15 protein-coding genes, 12 tRNA genes and 1 riboswitch are annotated in these 18,884 nt (G+C 35.6%); of the genes, 19 read left to right on the plus strand and 8 right to left on the minus strand.

Annotated elements, in window-relative coordinates; genetic code table 11:
- Positions 1 to 22 precede the first annotated feature (22 nt).
- From NCCP28_RS04915 to NCCP28_RS04965, 11 genes are all read left to right on the plus strand, one after another.
- Positions 23 to 96: transfer RNA gene (locus tag NCCP28_RS04915), tRNA-Met, on the plus strand.
- A gap of 5 nt (positions 97 to 101) precedes the next feature.
- A tRNA-Asp gene (locus tag NCCP28_RS04920) sits at positions 102 to 178 on the plus strand.
- Positions 179 to 199: 21 nt separating this feature from the next.
- A tRNA-Phe gene (locus NCCP28_RS04925) sits at positions 200 to 272 on the plus strand.
- Between the two features lie 16 nt (positions 273 to 288).
- Positions 289 to 372 (plus strand) — tRNA-Tyr (locus tag NCCP28_RS04930).
- An 8-nt stretch (positions 373 to 380) separates the two neighbouring features.
- Positions 381 to 454 (plus strand) — tRNA-Trp (locus NCCP28_RS04935).
- A 13-nt stretch (positions 455 to 467) separates the two neighbouring features.
- A tRNA-His gene (locus NCCP28_RS04940) sits at positions 468 to 543 on the plus strand.
- Positions 544 to 591: 48 nt separating this feature from the next.
- A tRNA-Gln gene (locus NCCP28_RS04945) sits at positions 592 to 666 on the plus strand.
- Positions 667 to 670: 4 nt separating this feature from the next.
- Positions 671 to 745: transfer RNA gene (locus NCCP28_RS04950), tRNA-Gly, on the plus strand.
- 13 nt (positions 746 to 758) lie between these two features.
- Positions 759 to 832 (plus strand) — tRNA-Cys (locus tag NCCP28_RS04955).
- Positions 833 to 871: 39 nt separating this feature from the next.
- Positions 872 to 957, plus strand: a tRNA-Leu gene (locus NCCP28_RS04960).
- Between the two features lie 37 nt (positions 958 to 994).
- A tRNA-Leu gene (locus NCCP28_RS04965) sits at positions 995 to 1,075 on the plus strand.
- A 280-nt stretch (positions 1,076 to 1,355) separates the two neighbouring features.
- Here NCCP28_RS04965 and NCCP28_RS04970 read toward each other — a convergent pair.
- Entirely contained in the window at positions 1,356 to 2,858 is a 1,503-nt protein-coding gene (locus tag NCCP28_RS04970; protein ID WP_248560307.1) for a malate:quinone oxidoreductase, read from the minus strand.
- A 372-nt stretch (positions 2,859 to 3,230) separates the two neighbouring features.
- Here NCCP28_RS04970 and NCCP28_RS04975 point away from each other — a divergent pair, with 372 nt between their 5' ends.
- The 3 genes from NCCP28_RS04975 to NCCP28_RS04985 all read left to right on the plus strand — a co-directional run bounded on the left by NCCP28_RS04975 (position 3,231) and on the right by NCCP28_RS04985 (position 6,931).
- The gene (locus tag NCCP28_RS04975) at positions 3,231 to 3,530 is read left to right on the plus strand and encodes a phasin family protein (protein WP_248560308.1); all 300 of its coding nucleotides are present in this window, start codon (positions 3,231 to 3,233) and stop codon (positions 3,528 to 3,530) included.
- Between the two features lie 14 nt (positions 3,531 to 3,544).
- A complete protein-coding gene (locus NCCP28_RS04980) occupies positions 3,545 to 5,203 on the plus strand; it encodes an ABC1 kinase family protein (protein ID WP_248560309.1) in 1,659 nt (552 codons plus the stop codon).
- Between the two features lie 822 nt (positions 5,204 to 6,025).
- Positions 6,026 to 6,931 (plus strand): SH3 domain-containing protein, encoded by a 906-nt coding sequence (locus NCCP28_RS04985; RefSeq protein ID WP_248560310.1) that lies wholly within the window; start codon positions 6,026 to 6,028, stop codon positions 6,929 to 6,931.
- 152 nt (positions 6,932 to 7,083) lie between these two features.
- Here NCCP28_RS04985 and NCCP28_RS04990 read toward each other — a convergent pair whose 3' ends face one another.
- Positions 7,084 to 7,440, minus strand: a complete 357-nt coding sequence (locus NCCP28_RS04990; protein WP_248560311.1) for an ArsR/SmtB family transcription factor — start codon at positions 7,438 to 7,440, stop codon at positions 7,084 to 7,086.
- A gap of 24 nt (positions 7,441 to 7,464) precedes the next feature.
- Positions 7,465 to 9,213, minus strand: coding sequence for a SulP family inorganic anion transporter (locus NCCP28_RS04995; protein WP_248560312.1), 1,749 nt, complete (start codon positions 9,211 to 9,213; stop codon positions 7,465 to 7,467).
- A gap of 196 nt (positions 9,214 to 9,409) precedes the next feature.
- Between NCCP28_RS04995 and NCCP28_RS05000 the strand changes: the two genes are divergently transcribed.
- Entirely contained in the window at positions 9,410 to 9,556 is a 147-nt protein-coding gene (locus NCCP28_RS05000; protein WP_248560313.1) for a hypothetical protein, read from the plus strand.
- 123 nt (positions 9,557 to 9,679) lie between these two features.
- Here NCCP28_RS05000 and NCCP28_RS05005 read toward each other — a convergent pair whose 3' ends face one another.
- Positions 9,680 to 10,471, minus strand: a complete 792-nt coding sequence (locus NCCP28_RS05005; protein WP_248560314.1) for a formate/nitrite transporter family protein — start codon at positions 10,469 to 10,471, stop codon at positions 9,680 to 9,682.
- Positions 10,472 to 11,048: 577 nt separating this feature from the next.
- Between NCCP28_RS05005 and NCCP28_RS05010 the strand changes: the two genes are divergently transcribed.
- Positions 11,049 to 12,536, plus strand: a complete 1,488-nt coding sequence (locus NCCP28_RS05010; protein WP_248560315.1) for an MFS transporter — start codon at positions 11,049 to 11,051, stop codon at positions 12,534 to 12,536.
- A 96-nt stretch (positions 12,537 to 12,632) separates the two neighbouring features.
- On the opposite strand, the gene NCCP28_RS05015 is transcribed toward NCCP28_RS05010, so the two are convergent.
- The 3 genes from NCCP28_RS05015 to NCCP28_RS05025 are packed head-to-tail and all read right to left on the minus strand — an operon-like array spanning position 12,633 to position 15,141.
- Positions 12,633 to 13,295, minus strand: a complete 663-nt coding sequence (locus tag NCCP28_RS05015) for a methionine ABC transporter permease (RefSeq protein ID WP_248560316.1) — start codon at positions 13,293 to 13,295, stop codon at positions 12,633 to 12,635.
- 1 nt (position 13,296) lies between these two features.
- Positions 13,297 to 14,310 (minus strand): methionine ABC transporter ATP-binding protein, encoded by a 1,014-nt coding sequence (locus NCCP28_RS05020; protein ID WP_248560317.1) that lies wholly within the window; start codon positions 14,308 to 14,310, stop codon positions 13,297 to 13,299.
- Between the two features lie 12 nt (positions 14,311 to 14,322).
- Positions 14,323 to 15,141, minus strand: coding sequence for a MetQ/NlpA family ABC transporter substrate-binding protein (locus NCCP28_RS05025; RefSeq protein ID WP_248560318.1), 819 nt, complete (start codon positions 15,139 to 15,141; stop codon positions 14,323 to 14,325).
- A gap of 94 nt (positions 15,142 to 15,235) precedes the next feature.
- A riboswitch (SAM riboswitch) is annotated at positions 15,236 to 15,345 on the minus strand.
- 370 nt (positions 15,346 to 15,715) lie between these two features.
- Here NCCP28_RS05025 and NCCP28_RS05030 point away from each other — a divergent pair.
- Positions 15,716 to 15,789, plus strand: a tRNA-Gly gene (locus NCCP28_RS05030).
- A 157-nt stretch (positions 15,790 to 15,946) separates the two neighbouring features.
- Here the strand turns inward: NCCP28_RS05030 and NCCP28_RS05035 are convergent.
- On the minus strand, positions 15,947 to 16,630 hold the full coding sequence (locus NCCP28_RS05035) for a B3/B4 domain-containing protein (RefSeq protein WP_248560319.1): 684 nt from the start codon (positions 16,628 to 16,630) through the stop codon (positions 15,947 to 15,949).
- A 63-nt stretch (positions 16,631 to 16,693) separates the two neighbouring features.
- On the opposite strand from NCCP28_RS05035, the gene queG reads away from it, so the two are divergent.
- Both queG and NCCP28_RS05045 read left to right on the plus strand, forming a co-directional pair.
- The gene (queG, locus tag NCCP28_RS05040; RefSeq protein WP_248560320.1) at positions 16,694 to 17,833 is read left to right on the plus strand and encodes a tRNA epoxyqueuosine(34) reductase QueG; all 1,140 of its coding nucleotides are present in this window, start codon (positions 16,694 to 16,696) and stop codon (positions 17,831 to 17,833) included.
- Between the two features lie 127 nt (positions 17,834 to 17,960).
- Complete coding sequence (locus tag NCCP28_RS05045; RefSeq protein ID WP_248560321.1) at positions 17,961 to 18,857, plus strand: amidase domain-containing protein; 897 nt, start codon at positions 17,961 to 17,963, stop codon at positions 18,855 to 18,857.
- Positions 18,858 to 18,884 lie beyond the last annotated feature (27 nt).

Raw genomic sequence — 18,884 nt, forward strand, 5'->3', positions numbered from 1 at the left:
TAATTATTTAAAGTATTATCGTCGCGGGGTGGAGCAGTCTGGTAGCTCGTCGGGCTCATAACCCGAAGGTCGCAGGTTCAAATCCTGTCCCCGCAATATATGGTCCGGTAGTTCAGTTGGTTAGAATGCCTGCCTGTCACGCAGGAGGTCGCGGGTTCGAGTCCCGTCCGGACCGCCATTATTTTTGAAAATATAATATGGCTCAGTAGCTCAGTCGGTAGAGCAAAGGACTGAAAATCCTTGTGTCGGCGGTTCGATTCCGTCCTGAGCCACCTTCTAAGGAATTATGGAGGGGTAGCGAAGTGGCTAAACGCGGCGGACTGTAAATCCGCTCCTTTGGGTTCGGCGGTTCGAATCCGTCCCCCTCCACCATTTGTTTTAGGGGTATAGTTTAAAGGTAGAACAGAGGTCTCCAAAACCTCCGGTGTGGGTTCGATTCCTACTACCCCTGCCAAATAATTTTTATGGCGGATATGGCGAAGTGGTTAACGCATCGGATTGTGGCTCCGACACTCGTGGGTTCGATTCCCATTATTCGCCCCATTTTAATTAGCACGATTTACCAATTTAAGAATATAATAATATTATTATTGGGCTATAGCCAAGCGGTAAGGCAACGGACTTTGACTCCGTCACTCGTTGGTTCGAATCCAGCTAGCCCAGCCATTTCGCGGAAGTAGTTCAGTGGTAGAATACCACCTTGCCAAGGTGGGGGTCGCGGGTTCGAATCCCGTCTTCCGCTCCAAATATTATTTTATGGCGGCATAGCCAAGTGGTAAGGCAGAGGTCTGCAAAACCTTTACCACCGGTTCGAATCCGGTTGCCGCCTCCATAATTTGCTTATAAAGTTATTTAACTATCAATAAATTACGCCGGGGTGGCGGAACTGGCAGACGCACAGGACTTAAAATCCTGCGGTAGGTGACTACCGTACCGGTTCGATTCCGGTCCTCGGCACTTTAAAAAACTTATAAGCTATTATGTATGTCATCATGCCGGTGTGGCGGAATTGGCAGACGCGCACGACTCAAAATCGTGTTCCTCTGGAGTGCCGGTTCGACCCCGGCCACCGGTATCAAAGAACATACAAAAACGACGATTTTATCAAAATGATAAGTCGTCGTTTTTGTGTATAATGCACCAGCAAATGGCCGTATGATTGCCTCTTTTTCTTAAGTGAACTAGCCGTCTGCTATTATTTATGATGCGAATCAGCGCAGAAATAAAAACAACGAACCTTTGACTCATAGGTTCGTTGTTTTATTTCCAATGATATTCTATGAATTTCTTAATTGGATTTACATTTTATTTCTATTTTCATTATGGTTTTTTTGAACCCTTCATTATTGAAAAAATTAACTAAAAACGGGCTTTTTTTCGCTGAGTTGTAGAGTTTGTGCGGTTGATGCATGAATTTTGCGCAAAAGTTCTGGGTTGTCCATTAGTTTCTTGCCATAAGAAGGAATCATTTTTTTAATTTTTGGTTCCCATTCTTTTATATGTTCAGGAAAGCACTTTGTTAGCACTTCAAGCATGACGAAAACGGCAGTGGAAGCTCCTGGAGAAGCGCCGAGCAATGCTGCTATGGAACCATCAGCGGCGCTGACAACTTCTGTGCCAAATTGAAGAGTTCCTTTGCCACCTGCTTCTGTATCTTTTATTACTTGCACACGCTGGCCTGCTACTACTAAATCCCAATCCTCACTTTTGGCGTTTGGAATAAACTCACGCAACTCTTCCATGCGCTGTTCTTTCGATAACATAACTTGCTGGATCAGATATTTTGTCAATGGTATGTTTTTTGCTCCCGCCGACAACATGGTTAAGAGATTATCTGGTTTTACGGAAGCTACCAGGTCAAACATTGATCCTGTTTTTAGAAATTTTGGTGAGAAGCCGGCAAACGGTCCAAACAGCAATGATTTTTTATTGTCAATAAAACGTGTGTCAAGATGTGGAACGGACATTGGCGGAGCGCCAACTTTAGCTTTTCCATATACTTTGGCGTGATGATTGGCCACAATATCTGGATTATTGCAAACCATAAATATTCCGCTTACGGGGAATCCTCCAATATTTCTTCCTTCAGGAATACCGGATTTTTGCAATAAATGTATGCTTCCGCCTCCGCCTCCGATAAAGACGAATTTTGCAGTATGAGATTCAATCCCACCACTATCGAGATTCTTAACTTTCAATTTCCACAAGCCATCGCTAGTACGTTTAATATCATTAACATTATGATTGTAGTTTATATCGACATTCTTACTTTTGAGAAGGTCAAATAACATGCGAGTTAAAGCGCCAAAATTGACATCAGTTCCAGAGTCGATTTTTGTTGCGGCTATAGGTTCATTTGATGGACGGCCTTGCATAATAAGCGGAATCCATTCCATCAGTTTTTTTGAATCATTGGAAAATTCCATCCCTTGGAATAGGGGATTTTTTGAGAGCGCTTCAAAACGTTTCCTTAAAAATGATACATTTTGTTCTCCTTGAACTAAACTCATATGAGGCAATTGTCTGATAAAATATTTAGGACGATTTAGCAGCTTTCTGTTTACAAGATAAGACCAAAACTGCATAGAAACTTGGAACTGTTCATTAACATTTATAGCTTTACTAATATCTATAGATCCATCGGGTTTTTCGACTGTGTAGTTAAGCTCACACAGTGCCGCATGACCTGTTCCTGCATTATTCCATTCATTGGAGCTTTCTTCTCCTGCGTTTGAAAGCTTCTCAAATACTGTAATTTTCCAGTCAGGCACTAGTTCTTTCAGAAGTGTTCCCAAAGTCGCACTCATGATTCCAGCACCGATTAAGATAACGTCTGTTTTAGTTTCTCTGTTGTTCATTTTTACCTCCCCTATATCCCTGAAATTCGCAGAAAGGATGTAGGTGCGACTTAGTCACACACCATTTCTGTTTTTATTATAACTATATTATAGAGCATTACGATTAGTTATAGATTAAAAATATCTGCTATATTGCTAAAAAAGGTATTGTTGATGATAAAACTAACTATTTTTATGGAATATATCAATGATCATAAAAATTCAACGTAAAATATTTGACTTTTTTTAAGATTTAAATTAATTTTAGTGAAAATAGTAGAATAAAAAATTAGCATAATATGAAATAAGTTAGCCATAAGATAAGTACGAAAGAAGCAGATGGGATTATATCTGCATCCATTTTGAGAAGAAATGAAAGGTGGGAGTATAACAATGAAGAATACGATTGGCAAAGCTCTTTCTTTAGGACTTGGATTGGCCATTGCAGGAAAAGAACAAGTAGAGAAAACAGTGGAGGAGTTAGTGAAGAAAGGGGAGGTAACAAAGGGAGAATCAAAAGAGCTTATTGAGCATTTATTGCGTAAAGGAGAAGAAATGAAAGGACAAATGGAGGCTATAGCTCGCGAGAAAGTTTCTGCTGTATTTACGGAGAAGGGAATTGCCACAGTAGAGGATATGAAAAGGCTTGAGGAGCGGATTGAAGCTTTGGAAAGAAAAAATGCTGATAATTAAAGTGGGTAGTTATAATGGGAGCAAGTAAGCGTATTAGACAAATGCATCGTTATCGGAAAATAACATCTATTCTTGCTCGAAATGGAATTGGTTTTGTTTCTCACAAAATGGGTTGGGAAGAGAAGTTTTTATTTCATAAGAATGCAGATCCTAAAAGCACTGGCAGGCGCATTCGGTTGCTTTTGGAAGAATTGGGAACGACCTTTATTAAGCTAGGGCAAATTGCTAGTACAAGACCGGACCTTTTTTCCGCTGATATTCTGAATGAGTTAAAAGAATTGCAGGATATGGTGCCTCCGTTTACATATGAAGAAGCGGTTCAAATTCTGGAAGAGGAGCTAGGAAGTTCTGTAACAGAAGTATTTCAGGATTTTTCAGAAAAGCCACTTGCTGCTGCATCTATTGGCCAAGTTCATCGGGCAAGGTTAAAGGATGGTTCAGATGTTGTAGTGAAAATCCAGAGACCTAATATTTTAGCTTTAGTAGAAACAGATTTAGAGATTATTGCAGACTTGGCAAGATTGGCAGAGAAGCGTATGGAATGGGCAAAACGATATCATCTTCTTGATATTATAGAAGAACTTTCCAAGGGGCTGCTTTTGGAATTAGATTATCGCATTGAAGCGCGGAATATGGAAAAGTTTAAACAGTTTAATAAACCGTTGGGATATGTCAGCATTCCAACGGTTTATTGGGACTATTCCACTAAAAAAGTATTAACGATGGATTATATTGAAGGAATAAAGTTAACAGATCAAAAAAGATTAGAAGATGCAGGATTAGATTGTTCAGTCTTGGCTGAAAGATTGGCCTATATTATTTTTCATCAAATATTAAATATTGGCCATTATCATGCAGATCCCCATCCTGGAAATCTGCTAGCGCTTCCAGATGGAAAGATTGTATTGCTTGACTTTGGTATGGTCGGCCAAATATCTCCTTATACAAAAAAATACTTAGCTTCTTTTATCATTGCCCTTCGCAATAAAAGCACAAAAGGAATTATAAGGGCTATATCGGATTTAGGCATGATTTCAGAAGATGTTGATATAAAAAAGTTAACAGCAGATGTAGAGGCAATGAGGGAAAAATATTATGATATTCCACTTCAAGAAGTCAGCATGGGACAAGCCATTAATGACTTATTCCATATGGCTCACCGGCATCATATCGGCATACCGACAGAATTAACGCTTGTTGGGAAGTCTCTTATGACGATGGAAGGAGTTGTAGCAGACTTAGATCCAGATTTTAGTGTGTTTGATGTAGCAGAGCCCTTTGGGAAAAAGCTCATATTAGATCGTTTCAATCCATGGAAAATGGTGAAGAATTGGATGGAAGATGTGCCAGATTACATCGATTTATTAAAGGAAGCTCCATTAAGCATCAAACAGTTCTCCAGTTTAATGAGAAAAGGGAAGGTAGAAGTAGAGGTCACTTCTCCACAATTAGAAACATTAGTAAAAAAAATGGATCGAATGAGCAATCAAATGTCTTTTAGCATTGTACTTTTAGCATTAAGCATTGTAATGGTCGGTCTAATTATTGGTGTGGCGCTTAGTGGAGTTCATACCGTGCTTTGGAAGTTGCCGATTATTGAAATCGGTTTTGTGATTGCTATGCTGATGTTTTTTTGGCTAATTTATTCTATTTTTCGATCCGGAAGGTTTTAGAAGGTGATAATCAAAAATTCCAGTCTATCCCCCATTAATGGGCTTTTTGTCCTTAGCTTAAGAGGATGAGAGAAGTAGTTGGTAGATCAAAGTGGTGGATGGGTTCTGTATAGACTTAAGGCAAAGGAGTTTTTTTGCCTTAAGTCTTTTTCTATGCATTAAAGAGATGCGCATTATGGGAATAGACTCCATTTAGAAATATAATTTTAATACTCGTCATATAACTGTTTCCTTGCTTTAATTGTAATTTCCAGCAAAACAAAATAAAATTAAAAGGGGAGTTAATTGATGCATAGCCGGATAAAAAGTCTTTTTGACATGCTGCAATCTGATGATAAGAATGAATAACATGCTCTTTTAATCAGCTGATGGAACGGACAAGACAGAAGGTGGATTGGGCATATGATGTGTGGGAACAATTAAAAGAAGGGCTTGCAAATTTTAATAATTATACTAAGAGATTAGCCCAGTTTTTTTATCAACTAGCGATAAGCAATCCTGAAGGACTTTCCTGCCGCATGGGAAGCGACAAAGGATAAAAAATTCGCAACAGCAATACATAACATGAAAATAGGAGCAGTTGGAAAAAAACAAAAGAAAATGGTGCTAGAAGCAATAAAAAGGCGTTTTTTACAATATATGAAGGAAAAAATTATACATTGATTTGTTTTGATATTATTCAAGGGATAAGAAATTTATATGATTAATTGCAAGAAGAAGACTTAAAAGAACTGGAACATGTATTCAAAAAGAAGAAAATGAAAAGTATAAAAAGAAATATGCTTCTTTTTGGAAAAAAAGCATAGAAAGATGGGGAAACCAATGAAGAAAAGATTTTCATTTATTATGATAATGGCAGCAGTTTTGCTTTTTGCGATATTGATGCCAGATAATAGAGCAGCTGTGGCAAAAGCAAAGGCTCTTTATACGGGAGAAACAACAGCGAGCGCTTTAAATGTAAGAAAATCGCCTGGCACACAGTATAAAGTAATTGGCACCTTAAAAAAGGGATCCAAAGTAGAGGTGGTCAAAAAAGAGGGGAACTGGCTCAAAATCAACTATAAAAAGAGCTATGGTTATGTTTCTAGTACCTATGTAAAAAAAATCAGCAAGCTTACATCAAAAGCAGAGAGCGAAAAAATCGTCAATAAAATGAAAACAATCACTAAAAACAAGCAGCTGATTTTGGTGACAACAACAGGGAAAAAAGAGACAAGTGCTCTTATTCAAACATTCTCTAAAGACAAAAATGGAAAATGGAAGCGTGTAAAGTCCGTAAAGGGCATTGTTGGAAAAAATGGCATACAAAATCAAATATCTGAAGGCTCTAAAAGTACGCCAGCAGGGAAGTATACGATAACTTCTGCTTTTGGAAGAAAGGCAAATCCAGGCACAAAACTCTCTTATCATCGAATTACAAGTGATGATGTATGGGTGGATAATGTGAAATCAAAATATTACAATACCTTGCAGTCCAAGAAAAAAACAGGGGAAAAAACAGAAAGCATGAATATTCCTCAATATGATTATGGGTTTGTTATTGACTATAATACGAAACGAGTTAAAGGCAAAGGCAGCGCTATATTTTTTCATATCGCCAAAGGAGATTATACATTAGGCTGCACAGCTGTATCAAAAGATAATATTGCATCCATATTAAAGTGGCTTGATCCAAATAAAAAGCCAGTTATTATTCAATCACTGGAAAGTGATTTATCCAAATACTAATAATAGGTAAAAAGAAAAAGTGTTTTTATAGAGTAGGCATCAAAAAGCTCTATTGAAAGAGAAAAGAAGCTAATAATCTATTTATGTAGATCCTTAGCTTCTTTTTTATGGATATATTGCTTAAAAAACTTGAATACTTTTTAGCATCTTCATTATTCTTGGAGTTTTTTTTGCAGTCCTTTATCTGTTTCTGCCACTTTATCAAGCATAGAAATAGCATCAATTAAATGGTTGTTAAATATTTTTTTTGCTACAGATAAAAGCTCGATAATAGCTGGATCGCGCAATGAGTAGATAACCCGGTTGCCATCTTTTGTTCCTGTTACAATATTTTTGGCGCGGAGTACGATTAGCTGCTGAGAGACCGTTGATCCTTCCATGTTTAATAATGCCAATATTTCATTCACACTTTTATCTTCTTCTGCTAATATTTCTAAAATTTGAATCCTTAGCGGATGGGCTAAAGCTTTAAAAAAATCAGCTTTAAATTGTTGTATTTCTAAATTCAAATAGCATCCTCCCTCGTTATACCACTAGTTTAGTGTAGTGATAGAATACTGTTCTTGTTTAGCATCGACAATATTTAAATCGGTGCATTCTTTGAATACAAATTTGCTGCAGTGAGAGCATGTTTGATGATTCAATTGTTTTAATGCGTATTCTATGCCATCACCAGTGCCGCTAAAAAAACGATCTTCTCCTATTAAATCATATAATCCTGTTTTTCTTAACATGTCTTTAGGCTGTGAATTCATTTCACAAATAAGGACAATTCCATGTTTAGAAAAACTTTTAACAATATTAGAAAAGTAGGCCTCTCCTGTAATATCCATAAAAGGAACTTTTCCCATTCTTAACAGGAGAACTTTGGGTGTATAGTGAATGGTTTGTCTGATTGTTTGCTCAAATGTTTGCGCAGCGCCAAAAAATAGCGGGCCTTCCACATTAAAGATGCTTATTTGGGGACAGCCATGTGTAATAGGCTCATCTATGGATTCTAATTTATTGTTCAAGTTAGGCAGGGCATTAGATGTTTTCATTATATCACTCATTCTTTTTGTAAAGATAATTGTTGCTAAAATAAGGCCGAAAGCAACGGCTGTAGTTAAGTCAAAAAATACAGTCAATAAAAATGTTACAACAAGAACAAGAGAATCTCCTGATTTTGTTTTTAGAATGGAGCGGAAAACATGCTGTTCACTCATATTCCAGCTGACAACCATTAATATTGGACTCATGCTTGCCAGGGGGATTTTTCCAGCGAGAGGTGCAAAAATAACCAGTACCAATAATACGGTGACCCCATGAATAATGCCAGAAACGGGAGATGCTGCCCCGTTTTTGATATTCGTGGCAGTTCTTGCTATTGCACCAGTTGCTGGAATTCCTCCAAATAGTGGTGTGATCATATTGGCGATGCCTTGCCCAATCAATTCTTTATTGCTATTATGTTTGCTGTTTGTCATCCCATCAGCAACAACAGCAGATAATAATGATTCTATAGCTCCAAGGATAGCAATAATAAAAGCTGGTTTAATCAGCATAAGAATCCTATCGAAAGAAAAATCAGGGAAAGAAAATTGTGGAAGTGAACTTGGAATTCCTCCATAAGTTGATTTAATGGTTGCTAATTTATCTGGAAAAAAAAGTGCTGCAATAATTGTTGAAATAACGATTCCAATAAGTGGACCTGGAATGCTAGGAAATATTTTAGGTGAGATGATAATAATAAAAAAACAAATAAGTGCAATGAATGCACTATAAAAATTTATGCTGTCTACATGCAAAAAGATTTCATGCATATTGGCGATGAATGCTTCATGTCTTTTTATATTTTCCAATCCGAGAAAAGCGCTGATTTGCCCAGTGAAAATGATTATAGCAATTCCGGATGTAAAGCCAATAGTTACAGGCTTAGGAATATATTTAATTAAAGTTCCTAATTTTAGAGCTCCCATCAAAATTAAGATAATCCCTGCCATAAATCCAGCAATCAGCAAGTTTTGAAATCCGTATGTAAGAACAATGCCTAATACGATAGGAATAAAAGCTCCTGTTGGTCCACCAATTTGATATTTAGAGCCGCCCAATAGAGAAATAAGAATTCCAGCGACAATGGTCGTATAAATGCCGAACTCCGGCTGAGTGCCTGAAGCAATTGAAAAAGCCATTCCAAGAGGCAACGCTATAATGCCGACAATAATGCCTGAATTTAAATCTTTTTGAAAGGAAGCTAGTTTATAGTTTGCAAATCGACTATCCTTTATTGCTAATCTTTTCATTTTAACCCTTCTTTATTTTATATTAGTATATTTGATTATTTGAATATACTAATATAAATTTACACCTGCATCTTCAAGTAGTCAAAAAGTTTTTTTGTGACAAGGAGGAGAAGAAAGGATATGGGAAGTTTTGCAGAAAACAAGAAGGGGATTTTTGAAATCACATTAAGGTAATTTGCAGTGCAAGAGACTATCAATGTTTAAGGAAGCTGCACTGTCGAATGAATATGGTACCGATGGAGATTATCATACTAATAGCTTTAGCTTATTGCTTAGGATGGAGGAGATTGTGTCTCCATTTTATTTCTGTCTAAATGGAGTACAGAAGAGAACGGAAGCTTGAGAGGGAGTATATATTTTTTTTAGGGAAAACTTCTTTTTATTAGTAGTTGTGCGCAAAAAAATATACAAACCATGATGAGTCATAGCTTGCATATTTTTTCGTTTAAAGAAGCTGCTATAATAATCAAGCTTCTTCATTTTCTTTAATAAATGGTTTGTTGATAAAATAATACATAAAACCCATAAAAAATACGCCGCCGATTAAATTTCCTATTGTAACAGGGATAATATTGCGAATGACACTGACAAAATTGATAGCAGGATCTTGATTTAATACTAATGCAATAGCAAATGTACACATATTTGCGATACTATGCTCATATCCAGAAATGAAAAAGCAGAAAACAAAGAGTACCATTGCAAATAGTTTAGGTCCATCTCCTTTTAATGTCATAGGAATAAAAAATGCTAAACAAACAAGCCAATTACAAAGAATAGCTCGGAAAAACAATTCGGAAATCGGGGCATGCACTTTATGCTCTGCCACATTTAGCAAAAATCCATTTACCTCTGCTGAGTTAAACAAGCCTGTTAAATAAATTAATAAAGCAAAGGTAGCGGCTCCGAAAATATTCCCTACATAGCTTGTCCCCCATACTTTAAATACATCGGACCAAGGGATTTTTTTCCGCAATGCAGCATAAGTAAAGTAAAAAGTATTGCCGGTGAATAAATCGCCCCCTCCATATGCAATTAAGATAATGGCAGCGCCAAATACGAGAGCAGCCATTGGGTAAGCCATCGGTGAATCCACCATAAAAAAGAAGTTTCCGGTTTTAAAGGCTACAATTACTCCAAAGCCAATAAACATGCTTGCTACCATAGAGCGCAAAATAGATCGTAAGCGACTTTGTTTGAATATCTTTAATTTTTTTAACGCTAAAGCTTCTACTTCCGCTAAATATTTAACTTCCAAATCAGTAACCTCCTAAGACTAGTTAAAATAAATATAATTTTTTCATAAAGAAAACTGATTGTATAATGATAACTAGTTTTATATATAGTAAAAATATTCTTATTTAGTGTACAAAACTTGTCGATATTTGGCTATCTAATAGAGGAAAAACATTTTAGATTTTGTCAAAATTATGTCTAAGCATAAAACGGATAATAAAAATAAGCCTTTTATTAAGTACTATTCCTTTAAATAAAGAAAATTAACCAATTTATTTCTAAATTAATAAAGATAGTAGGCAGGTTAATTAGTGCTTATTTATAAAAAATAGTAAAACAAAGAAGAATAAATAGAATGAAAAAAAAGAATTATCTGTAAATATACATAATTTATACATTAATTTTCAGAAAAATTAGTCAGGGATTTTAACGGATGAAAAGAATAAAATGAATAGATATACTATTTTAAAGGTTTTTATATTGGAAATAAAAAATATAATTTTTAATGTAATATTTTCTTACAAATGTATGGACTTTATAATTATTCAATTTTACAATGTATGTAAGTAGATTTCCTGAAGATAAAGGAGGGACCGTTTATGATGCCAGTCTATCGCATCTCCATGCTAGTTAAAGATCAACCGGGAGTATTGGCTCGTGTCTCCAATTTATTTGGTGCATATGGCGTCAATATTGAACGGATAACAACAAAAAATTATAAAAAAGAAGAAACGACGCGCATTCGCATAGCGAGTTGTGCAGAACATATTCAGGTGCAAAATTTAGTAATCGGTCTGCAAGGGCTAGTGGATGTAATGGAAGTTGAGACTGCAACCCTCCAACAATCTCCATTACAGCAAAAGCTCCATGAAAAAGCAAATGCTATCCAAGAATTAAAAGCCCAAAAAACATTAAGCAAAAAGGTATCTTTTTGGCTGGTGGCATGCAGCTTATTTCTCACACTTTTTGGAACAAATATCCCTGCCTCTCTTTATACATTATATCGGCAAGAGTGGGGGCTTTCATCTGGAATGATTACCCTGGTGTTTGCCTTTTATGCATTTACAGTTATTCCTGCTATTATAGTGGCGGGACAGCTTTCTGATCAGATTGGCCGCAAAAAAGTACTTATTCCAGGAATATTTTTTGCGATAATTGGAACTTTTTGTTTTACCGTTGCTAATGGAGTGGGAATGCTTCTTGTTGGAAGACTATTTCAAGGGCTGTCTGTTGGAATATTAAATGGAGTGGCAGTATCCGCACTTACGGAGTTAGATGAAAAGAGAAATACGAAAAGAACAGCATTGATCTGTGCACTTGCTGTTACACTTGGCAATGCGATTGGTCCAATCCTTTCTGGTTTATTGGGAGACTTTGCCCCATTCCCATTAAGATTATCTTTTTATATTCATCTGCTATTTATTGTTCCTAGTTTTATTGGATTATTTTTCTTAAATGAGAATGTTCGTCCAGGTTTACAGCCTGTTCAGCTAAAGAAACCATTTGTTCCAAAAGAAATTATAAAGCCGTTTATATTTGCTTCTTGCACGTCTTTTGTAGCTTGGTCCATTATCAGTATGTTTATGTCTATTATACCGGCAAACCTATCCAGTTTTACAAAGGTAAACAGCTTAACTATCTCAGGTATTGTAGTTGCTTTAGGACTAGTTGCAGCAGCGGTTAATCAAATTTTGCTGAAACAATTATCTTTAAAGAAAATGATTGGCATTGGCTATAGTTTTTTAGCTTTAGGGCTTATATTATTAGTGATTACATTAAGCACTAAATCTTTAGCGTTATTATTGATTTCTGCCATTTTAATAGGCGGGGGAAATGGGCCAGCATATGCAGCAAGTTTGGCGTTAGTGAATGAAGCAGCACCAAACAGAATCAAAGGAAATATTGTATCGACTTTTTTTGTCATCACTTATTTAGGGGTGAGCATTCCAGTCATCTGCCTAGGTTTTCTTTCACAAGCAATAGGAGTGGCAGAGGCTGTAAATGGTTATGTCTTAATAATGGGAATAATTATGATGATAATGAGTATATATGGAATTAAACAGCAAAAAAGCATTTTTCAGAAATAAGCTGCAATAAATAGCAGTCATTAGTAGTTTTTATGCTACTATTATAAAAATAACCAAGGATGCAGTTTGCTGAACTGCATCCTTGGTTATTTTTTATTAATCCTTGCTTAATTTACGTGCAACAACATTACCAAAAGATTGAATACATTGTACGATAATAACAAGAATAAAAATGGTCGTATACATAACAGTAGGCTCAAAACGCAAATGCCCATATTGGTAGGCAACATCGCCTAATCCACCTGCCCCTACTAGTCCAGCCATAGCTGTAGCGCCAATTAAACCAATAGTGGCAATAGTAAGGCCAAGGATAATAGAAGAACGGGCCTCTCTAATTAATACACTCCAAATAATTTTAAATGTGCTTATTCCCATTGATTGATATGCTTCAATGACACCACGGTCCACACTTAAGATAGAGGATTCCATTAATCTTGCGATATAAGGAGCCGTGTATACAACAAGGGGAACGATAACACCTTGTACGCCTATTGTTGTTCCAGCAATAAGCTTTGTAAAAGGAAGGATAAAAAATAACAGAATAATAAATGGAATAGAACGAATTACATTTATTATTGTATTCATGATTGTATAAAAAACAATATTTTCTGCTTGTCCACCTTTACGAGTTAAAACAAGCAAAACACCTAAAGGCAAGCCAATAATAATCGAGATTATAAGAGAGATGCTTGTCATCTGCGCCGTTTGGAAAAATGCCTCCTGAATGACTTCTCCCCAATCTTCCCAAAATGTACCCATATTATTGATTCACCTCTTCTACTAAAATATTTTTCTCTTTAAGAAATTGAATGGATTTTTCCACTTCTGCTGCTTCACCATCAATATGAACAAGCAATTTTCCAACAGATTGGTCTTTAAGCTGGTCGATTCCACCTGCAATAATGCTTGGAAGCACATTAAATTCTTTAGCAAGTATCGCTAAAAAAGGATCTTTAGCAGAATCCCCAATAAAAGTTAGTGATACGACCTTTCCTCTTTTTGGTAATTTATCAGCGAAGTGCTCAGGTACTTTTATTCCGGATTCCCCATACACAAATTGTTTTGTGCGTAAATGTTTTGGATTAGAGAAGATATCAAGAACTTTTCCTTCTTCTACGATTTCCCCATTTTGCATGACAGCTACACGATCACATATGCGTTGAATAACATCTAATTCATGAGTGATTAAAAAGATGGTGATGCCAAGCTCCTTGTTTACTTGCAACAATAAATCAAGAATAGATTCTGTTGTATTAGGATCAAGGGCACTTGTTGCTTCATCGCTTAATAAAATTTCCGGTTCATGCGCTAAAGCTCGAGCGATAGCAACCCTTTGCTTTTGCCCACCGGATAATTGATTTGGGTACATATGGTGTTTATCACTTAAACCAACAATGTTTAAATACTTATCCGCCCGCTTTTTTATATCTTGTTTTGGGACACCTTCTAATTTTAGTGGAATGGTTATATTTTCATAAACAGTAGCAGTTTTTAAAAGGTTATAACCTTGGAAAATCATTCCGATTTTCTGTCTAACCTTTTGAAGTTCCTTTTTGTTTAGGGATGTAATATCTACATCATTAATTAGAACTTTTCCTGTTGTAGGCTTTTCTAATAAATTGACGCATCGAATCAGTGTACTTTTTCCTGCGCCGCTATAACCTATTACTCCAACTATTTCACCCTTTTGGATAGTAAGGGAAACGTTTTTCAACGCCTCCACTGTTTTTTTTCCAACATTAAATGTTTTTGACACATGTTGCAGACTTATCATGCTAGAACCTCCTTACCAGCTTGGAACCACAGAACCACTGAATGTTTCTTCAATAAATTGTTTAACTTCATCATTTTGATAATATTTTTTTAGTTTTTCAACTGCTTCATCATTTTTATTTGCATCACGTGCAACAACATAGTTTGTATATGGATTATTTTTTTCTTCTTCATGGAAGATAGAATCATCTTTTAGTGTTAGACCTGCACCCATTGCAAAGTTTGTATTAATAGCTGCAGCTGCAACTTCGCCTAGTTGGGATGGCAATTGAGCAGAATCTAATTCTAGGATTTCTAAGTTTAATTTATTTTCATCAATGTCTTTTTTTGTTGCTTTTTCTCCAGTGCCTTCTTTTAGAGTTATCAGGCCAGCTGCTTCGAATAATTTAAGAGCACGGTATTCATTGCTTGGATCGTTAGGTACTGCGATTTTATCGCCCTTTTTAATATCATCAATGCTTTTTACAGAGCTAGAATAGATACCCATAGGAAATGTTAATGTTTTAAAAACCTCACTAATTTTATAGCCTTTATCAGCCTTTTGTGCATCTAAAAATTGTTTTGTTTGATAGCTGCTTAAGTCTAAATCGCCATCATTTAAAGCTGTATTTGGAGTATTATAATCATTAAAAACTTTTAATTCGATTTCTAAGCCGTCTTTTGCAGCAATTTCTTTAACTTTTTCCATTACTTGTTCATGCGGGCCGCCAGTAACTCCAACAAGTAATTTTTCTGTACTAAGTGCTTTTGTTTTTTCTTCATCTTTTCCACACGCTGAAAGAATGATTAATAAAGATAAAAGTGCAGATAATAATGCAAATGTTTTTTTCATTTTTGTTTCCCCCTAGTATATTTGTGCTTTAGAACTTAAATAATACAAAAAACCACTTCTCAGATGAGAGAAGTGGTACCAGTTATAGTAGCTTCTCTCATCTTTACAAAACGAATCTGTTTTGTAGGAATTAGCACCTGAATTAATGAATAATTTGGTTGCTGGGCTTCATAGGGCCTGTCCCTCCGCCGCTCTAGATAAGATTTTTATATATTATTATAAGTTCGATTGATTAGTTAAAATATATAATTCATAAACTAAAAAGTCAACAATTTTTTTATGTTTGAAATTTTATGAGAAAAATGAATTTTCTTATATTTTCGATATAAAATGGTATAAATTAGCTTATTTTATTATATAATGGATAATAAATTGAAAGGAAACAAGTTTGCTGCAATATAAGCGAATGGAGGTGAAGGAAATCTAATTTATGTGGAAGAAAAAAGTGTCTTAGAAACTAAATTTCGTTAACATAATTAAAAAATAAAAAAAATGTCGAAATTGGTTGCTTTTTATTTTTAACAGTTATATAATAAAAAACGTGCTAAAGAGGCATGAAAATAAAAATAAATTTGCGGGTGTAGTTTAATGGTAAAACCTCAGCCTTCCAAGCTGATGTCGTGGGTTCGATTCCCATCACCCGCTCCATACATAACTACTCACAACGCAGTGTTTCGTTTCAACTACAAGAACGAAGCATTGCGTTTTTTAATGTTTTTGTGAAAAAGCTAATTATGTATTGGAATTCTTCTGCTTATTAGCCGTTTGCTTCGTTATACACAGCCAGCAGAAGAATTAAAATAAATTAATCAACAATGGCAAATTTTCCTTCTCCACCATGTATCTGAATAAACATATTCATTAAGGATTCAGTCATTTTTGTGGCTGTTTCAACTGAAGTAGAAGCTTGTAAATAGACAATTTGAACAGCATTTTTTGTTGTAAATGTTACGGGAGCTCTGTTAGAATCAACAAATGGACTTCCAAAGGGTCCTAATTTATCCGCACTAATAATTAAATGTTCGAGAGAATTGCTTCTTCCATTTAAACCGGCGTACTGCTCGTTTTCCTTTCCGATTCGAATAGTTATATCGCCGGAAAGGTTCGCAGTATCATAAATCCCGATCGGCACACCGAACTGAAGGGAAAAGAAATTATTCAAATCAATGCTGCTGTTGATTGGCAGCAAGTAGTTTTGCTTTTTTACTCTTCTATATAAGGCTTCAGCAGAATGACGATAGCGATTCGGATCTTTTCCAGTTGCTTTAAAGATTTCTTTCCATTCTTTAATCGATGGGATATCGTTTATATTGGTATCTTCTAATTCAAAGTAGATCGATTCCTGAAAAAGTTGAAGTCTTCCTTTAATCATTTGAGGAGATGGAATTACTTCAATATTGCTGTAATTAATCACTCCGATTTTAAAATGTGGGACAACCTGTTTTATGTCTTTTGAAATAGAAATAGTATGCAATCTATTAACCTCCATTGAGTATATATAGTATATTTTATCCTAACTATTTTTGAAATCCAAAGAATAAGGAGGGATGTTGTGAATTATGCACAATTAAAGCAAGAGATTATTGAATACAGCAAAACAATTGGAATTGATAAAATTGGTTTTACGAGTGCAAGCACATTTGAAGAAATGAAAATTCGTTTAGCAGAGCAGCAGGCACTAGATTATCAATCAGGTTTTGAGGAAAAAGATATAGAAAAACGCGTTAATCCTTCTTTGTTGATGGATAAGCCACAGTCCATTATTTCCATCGCTCTTGCCTATCCTTCGAAAATGAAGGAGCGGGTTGTCAGCAAAAAGGGAGCGAGGAGAGGAATTTTCTGCCGGGCATCATGGGGAACGGATTATCATGTTGTTTTAAAAGATAGATTGCAGAAATTAGAAAAATTTATTATCGAAAAAGTTCCAGGTGCATTATGCAAATCAATGGTAGATACAGGAGAACTTGTTGATAGGGCGGTTGCCCAACGAGCGGGAATAGGCTGGTCAGGCAAAAACTGCGCAATTATTACTCCGGAATTTGGATCTTATGTATATTTAGGAGAAATGATTACAAATTTGCCTTTTATTCCAGATACTCCAATGGAAGATCAATGTGGTTCCTGCAATAAATGTGTAGAAATATGTCCAACAGGTGCTTTAATACAGGGGGGACAGCTAAATGCGAAAAGGTGCATTGCATTTCAAACCCAAACCAAAGGGTTTCTCGCAGAAGAGTTTCGGGAAAAGTTAGGGAATCGAATATATGGATGTGATACTTGTCAAACAGTCTGTCCTAAAAATAAGGGAATCGATTTTCATAACCATCCGGAAATGGAGCCAGATCCGGAAATTGCTAAGCCTCTTCTTCAGCCGTTGTTGCATATCAGCAATAAAGAATTTAAAGAAAAGTATGGGCATATATCCGGTTCTTGGAGAGGAAAAAAACCGATACAGCGAAATGCGCTTATTGCACTTGCTCATTATAAAGAAGAATCAGCAGTAGAGGACATTATTTTTGTTATGAATAAAGATCCTCGTCCTGTATTGAGAGGGACAGCTGCATGGGCATTAGGGAAAATTGGTGGCCAATCAGCAAAAGAAGCATTGGCAAATGGATTAGCAATAGAAAAAGATGAAGAAGTATTAGCAGAAATAGAAGCTGCTTTTGCTAGAATTTCATCAGAAGGATAGGAAACTATCCTTCTTTTTTTATGTGTAAGATTGGTGGAAATGAGAAAGGAATTAGCAATTTTAATATCATCTATGCAAAAAATAGCCAGAACGGACATATCTTTAGTGGGAAGGGAGTGAATGGATTGTGAAGCAACAGCTGCTTGAATTATTAGAAAAAAGAATGCAACAATGTGTATCCCATGATAGAAGCTATGCTATGGATAAAAAACTTGAGAGGAAAAAAAATTTTTTTGCTAAAAGAAATGCAGAGATTATAAAGGTGAAAGGAAAAGGAAATATTGATTATATTGAGCCGCTTCAAGAGGCGGATGAAGTTTATTATACAGTTCATCTTCAATATTTTATCAAGCAATTAGATTTTTTTTATATTGAAGAAGAGATGGAAAAAAGAAAAGGAACATTTTATAAAGGTGTACTTATTGAGGATAATGAAATTCCTGTTTATTTTCCAATCGAAGAAAGTAGTTTTTGTGAGGAGGAAGAAAGTTTATTAGAAGAAGTCGTATCTGATGAGGAGAAGCAACAGACAAGAAGTTATACGTATGATCGCTTAAAAGCAGTTCAATATGCAGAAAAGTGGTGGAATAGCTATAACCCAGCTTATAAAAAATTTGAAGTGGATTGCACAAATTATATTTCTCAATGTGTGCGTGCAGGGGGAGGAGAGATGCATGGATATCCAAATAGGAATAAAGGATGGTGGATGCAGAATAATAATTGGAGTTATAGCTGGTCTGTTGCAAACGCCTTTCCAAGGTATTTGGCAGCTTCTACAAAAGGCTTACGAGCAAAAGAGGTAAAAACAGCAACTGATTTATTATTAGGAGATGTAATTTGCTATGATTTTCAAGGAGATGGAAAATATGACCATACTACAATTGTTACAGGAAAAGATGGAAATGGGGAACCTTTAGTAAATGCCCATACGTATAATAGCAGAATGAGATATTGGAAGTATGAGGATTCATCTGCATATACTCCGAATATTAAATATAGATTTTTCACTATTTTAAATAATTAAATCATTTAAATAAGAAGCGAGAGGATT

Origin of the sequence: Niallia sp. NCCP-28 (genome assembly GCF_023168165.1) — a bacterium.
GTDB lineage: Bacteria > Bacillota > Bacilli > Bacillales > Cytobacillaceae > Niallia.